The 1,423-nt window shown below is 33.6% G+C and carries 2 pseudogenes; both read right to left on the bottom strand.

Going from position 1 to position 1,423, the window contains the following annotated elements:
• Window positions 1-897: pseudogene (locus LS66_RS09940) on the bottom strand (hypothetical protein); the annotation flags it as partial.
• A 30-nt stretch (window positions 898-927) separates the two neighbouring features.
• Window positions 928-1,423 (bottom strand): annotated as a pseudogene (locus LS66_RS09935) (hypothetical protein); the annotation flags it as partial.

Raw genomic sequence — 1,423 nt, 5'->3', positions numbered from 1 at the left:
TCCCATTATCTCATCTATGTATGGGAGCATACCAAATCTATCAGGCTTTATGCTCTTAGCTAGGGCTGTGAGCTGTTGTTGGCGTAAGGGGTTTTTACGCAATCCTAATTGTTGGTTGCCTATGATATTGTTTCCATATCTCTCATAATTCCTTAATCCCGTAAAATTAGTAGTAGTTGCATCAAGCTGCATTTTTAAGATAAGAGCCTGTATATGTCGTGCTTGAAAGCCCATATTATCTCTTGAAAGATACTTTGGATTCCCTAGTATCCCTGCAGCTATGCCCCATTCTTGTATATGTAAGTAGGACTTTAAAGTCTCTTTATTCCTATCTACTTGATAAAAGATATCTTCATAATCTTTATTTATTACTCTACCCTTTTCATCTACTCCACCAATAGCATCAAAGGGTATATCTATGACTGCACTTCTTAATCCACTTCTTATCACTAAGTATTGGTATCTCTCTCTTTTAGTTTGTAAAGATTCATAATAGGCTTTTTCTTTTTTAGTCCAAGGAGCTATAGCTTTTTTTATAGGGTCTTTAAGATAGAGATTACGAAAGCTTTGAAATTCTTTAAAATGATTTGGATTTGTTTTAAGGCTTGGGTCTAGGTAGAGGGGGGTGTAGGAATTATAGGGAGAGGAGTCTAAAATGGCATTTGTCTCATTAAGGAGTTTGGTAGCTCTTAATGAATCTTGTTTTAAAAATTCTTCATCTGTTGTAGGAATCTTTTTAACTTCATCATCAAAAATTGTCTGAATATCAAATCTATAATCTTTCAATATCACATTACCATTAGAATCTAGCTCTATATCATTACCAAAAACATCTTTTACTCTCTTAACTACTTTTTGCTTCTCTTGTGTATTCTCTTTATCATTAAATAAAAACATTGTTTCTCCCTTTCTATAATCAATATAATCTTATCCTAACCATAAGCCATCTTCTATAATGATAGTAGTGGCTAGACGACCTATGAGTTTAGGGCGTTTCATTTTTTTGCTACTTTCGCTTGTCCCCACATACAACGCCCTCATATTATTCTGCCCTATAACATTAAGACATTCTAATAATCTCCTTGCTTTGTTTCTATCTTCTTTTCCATTGCTCGTATTAGTGAAATAGTAATTTTTATACTCTGCTAAGATTTCTAAGGCTTCATTATAGGCATCAATGGCTGATTTTTTATCATCTTCTTCTAAAGCCTTAAACTCCTTATACAAATCACTCTCCTCTGGCACTTGGTATTTGCGTATATCATTGAGGGATATATGGCTTGTTGTGTTATGTATGATGAGATTTTGCATTATCTCTTGTATGAGATTTTCTAAAAGGTTGTTAGAATCTTGGCTCAATGCTCTATAATCTCTTGCTATAAAATGATGAGATTGCAAGTCTTTGAGTAAAGAGCCTAAAGTG

The sequence above is a fragment of the Helicobacter sp. MIT 03-1614 genome (assembly GCF_000762925.2).
Taxonomy (GTDB): domain Bacteria; phylum Campylobacterota; class Campylobacteria; order Campylobacterales; family Helicobacteraceae; genus Helicobacter_C; species Helicobacter_C hepaticus.
This window is presented reverse-complemented; position numbering and strand designations above follow the sequence as displayed.